Origin of the sequence: Coprococcus sp. LG101-27 (assembly GCF_027695515.1) — a bacterium.
Classification (GTDB): domain Bacteria; phylum Bacillota; class Clostridia; order Lachnospirales; family Lachnospiraceae; genus Allocoprococcus; species Allocoprococcus comes.
Window position 1 is genome coordinate 1 of record NZ_JAQEUJ010000040.1, and the last position, 2,261, is coordinate 2,261.

The 2,261-nt window shown below is 41.0% G+C and carries 7 protein-coding genes; all 7 read left to right on the forward strand.

Annotation, left to right across the window (positions count from 1 at the left end; translation table 11 throughout):
* The first annotated feature begins 60 nt into the window (after positions 1–60).
* Positions 61–291: a hypothetical protein gene (locus tag PG766_RS16005; protein ID WP_270591257.1), complete on the forward strand. Its 231-nt coding sequence runs from the start codon at positions 61–63 to the stop codon at positions 289–291.
* A gap of 57 nt (positions 292–348) precedes the next feature.
* Positions 349–639 (forward strand): DUF551 domain-containing protein, encoded by a 291-nt coding sequence (locus PG766_RS16010; RefSeq protein WP_270591261.1) that lies wholly within the window; start codon positions 349–351, stop codon positions 637–639.
* 4 nt (positions 640–643) lie between these two features.
* Entirely contained in the window at positions 644–946 is a 303-nt protein-coding gene (locus tag PG766_RS16015) for a hypothetical protein (protein ID WP_270591262.1), read from the forward strand.
* The gene (locus PG766_RS16020; RefSeq protein WP_270591264.1) at positions 936–1,166 is read left to right on the forward strand and encodes a hypothetical protein; all 231 of its coding nucleotides are present in this window, start codon (positions 936–938) and stop codon (positions 1,164–1,166) included. The genes PG766_RS16015 and PG766_RS16020 overlap by 11 nt, the downstream gene beginning before the upstream one ends.
* Complete coding sequence (locus PG766_RS16025; protein ID WP_270591265.1) at positions 1,163–1,537, forward strand: YopX family protein; 375 nt, start codon at positions 1,163–1,165, stop codon at positions 1,535–1,537. Before PG766_RS16020 ends, PG766_RS16025 begins: the two co-directional genes overlap by 4 nt.
* A 102-nt stretch (positions 1,538–1,639) precedes the next feature.
* Positions 1,640–1,864 carry a DUF551 domain-containing protein gene (locus tag PG766_RS16030; RefSeq protein ID WP_270591266.1) on the forward strand — a complete coding sequence of 75 codons (225 nt, stop codon included), beginning with the start codon at positions 1,640–1,642 and terminating at the stop codon, positions 1,862–1,864.
* 21 nt (positions 1,865–1,885) lie between these two features.
* Complete coding sequence (locus PG766_RS16035; RefSeq protein ID WP_270591267.1) at positions 1,886–2,038, forward strand: hypothetical protein; 153 nt, start codon at positions 1,886–1,888, stop codon at positions 2,036–2,038.
* Positions 2,039–2,261 lie beyond the last annotated feature (223 nt).

The window sequence follows — 2,261 nt, forward strand, 5'->3', positions numbered from 1 at the left end:
TCTGGGATAAGGCAGTAGAAAAGATCCTGAATGTTGTAGAGACACAGGGGAGGTAAGAATATGGAAAACAGAGAATTAAAAGAATATCTTGCAGAATTTGCCGATGGTACACAGGTGAGTGTTATTATAGCGAATCCCAAAAAAAGAAAAGTGTATATTCCGGAAGAGATTTTTATGATAAAAGATGAAAAAATAGGGAAACCGGTGCTTTGCATCCAGATCGCAGAAGAAAGAGAGATGGAGGAGGATGAAATAAAAGCAGCTGAAGAAGATGAAAAGAGGGAAAAGTAAGAGATCAATTTTACGAAACTTTTATTTTTCAATTTCCAAAAGAAGAGGAGGCTGAAGATGAATAATCAACAAGCAATAGATAGATTAGTGAAACATCTTGAATGGGGCTGGTCTGAGGAAACAGTAGAAGCCATTAAAATGGGGATACATGCACTGGAAGAAACTAAGTGGATTCCATGCAGTGAGAAGATGCCGGAGGATAACACGGATGTAATTGTATGCTTTTACAGCGGAACAGTAACAGAGATGAGATATTGGGGAAATGGAATCTTTCAAGGAATCTATGAACACACGGCAAAAACAATTGTTTCCTGGATGCCGTTACCGGAACCATACAAGGGAGAGTGAGAAGATGCGGTTAATTGATGCAGATGCACTGATAGAATTTATAGATGCTGGACATTTACGGCATCATGGAGAGCTTGTTTTTTCTGAGTTGGATGTAGTTAATATGCTGCAACATGCACCAACAGCATACAAACAACACATTGTAGAAGATGAGATAGAACAGTTAAAACTGGACGGTGCGTGCAACAACGAAAACTGTGTAAACTGCCAGTATTACGGAGATTGTGTTGCCGGAGAAAAAGGAGAAGAGCTTGCACTGGATAAAGCGATTGAAATCTTAAAACGAGGTGGGCTGGATGAAAGTTAAGATTGAAGACTTCTTACTGGCAATGGGAGAATATTGCAAAGAACATGATGTTGAAGAGTGTTTACAGGGAAAATGCGGGCTAAGTGTAGACCATGATGATCCCGGAAATGGTGATGAATACAATGGATGTATCATGTTTGGATGTGATCATCCGAAGTATGCAAAGATGATAAAAAAAGAAATTCTGAAGCACATGAAAGAAAGGCGGAAGCACAGATGAAAAGAGAAATATTATTTAAGGCAAAGCATATCCATGCGCTACCGGAAAATGAATGGATGGAGGGTAAATGGGTAGAGGGATTTCTTTCTGGTGAAGATTACATAAACGATGGGACTTATGAATACATGATTGATCCGGATACGATCTGCCAGTACACTGGACTCACGGATAAGAATGGAAAGAAGATCTGGGAGAATGATATCCTTATGTGCCATGATAATCCGGTTGAAGATTGTTTCCATGGAAACGGAAGAAATAGTAGATTACGTTACTGGATGGCACTACGAAACGATTCCGACGGATGCTCTGAGCAAATGCGAACCGTTTTGCTATTCAATGCCATTAACGGAAGATTATGTAAAATGGTGTGAGATGAAGGTTATCGGGAATATTTGGGATAAATCGGAGGATGCAAAACCAAAGGAAACCGATAATATTATTTATCGTGATTTCATGAAGAAAGGCAGAGAATAATGAGTAACGGATGGATTCCAACAACAGAAAGACTCCCAGATCAACGGGAATTTATTGAGGCTTATGTCCGGCATGCATATGCAGCGGAGTTCCTTGCGACGATCGAGGGAGCGGAGAAAGCAACAACGCTGTATTATTCCCAGACAGGTGTCTGGTTCGATGAACAGGGAGAACCGTATAAGGTTGTGGCGTGGATGCCGCTTCCGGAAAGGTATAAGGGATAAATGGAAGAGGATAAATACACAATGTATGTGGTAAAAAAAGATTTGTATCTGGATGATAACAGCTATAACCATTCTGATAGCAATGAAATGGACCGGATCAGCGTGGTGCTTATGGGCGTTTTGTATCCCAGCAATATTGGAGTAACGGTATGGAAAAGACATACAAAGAGATAGCTCGGGAACGAGAAGACGAAGAACAAGAGCAATATCTGACGGAGTGGAGGAAGAACCATTGTACAAGAACAAAGAAGGATACTGCGATCCGACAGCAGGCAAAGCCATCCAGGATGCAAGCCGGATTCCACACCATGTAAAGGAAGCGCACAAAGCATTAAAGGATATAGCAAGTCTGCTTGGATTCGAGGTCTTAGTATTAAGAGATAGGAAGACAGGGAGG

Coding starts and splice junctions, on each gene's coding strand:
- PG766_RS16025 (WP_270591265.1), top strand. CDS start 1,163: ATGAAAAGAGAAATATTATTTAAGGCAAAGCATATCCATGCGCTACCG.
- PG766_RS16030 (WP_270591266.1), top strand. CDS start 1,640: ATGAGTAACGGATGGATTCCAACAACAGAAAGACTCCCAGATCAACGG.
- PG766_RS16035 (WP_270591267.1), top strand. CDS start 1,886: ATGTATGTGGTAAAAAAAGATTTGTATCTGGATGATAACAGCTATAAC.
- PG766_RS16005 (WP_270591257.1), top strand. CDS start 61: ATGGAAAACAGAGAATTAAAAGAATATCTTGCAGAATTTGCCGATGGT.
- PG766_RS16015 (WP_270591262.1), top strand. CDS start 644: ATGCGGTTAATTGATGCAGATGCACTGATAGAATTTATAGATGCTGGA.
- PG766_RS16020 (WP_270591264.1), top strand. CDS start 936: ATGAAAGTTAAGATTGAAGACTTCTTACTGGCAATGGGAGAATATTGC.
- PG766_RS16010 (WP_270591261.1), top strand. CDS start 349: ATGAATAATCAACAAGCAATAGATAGATTAGTGAAACATCTTGAATGG.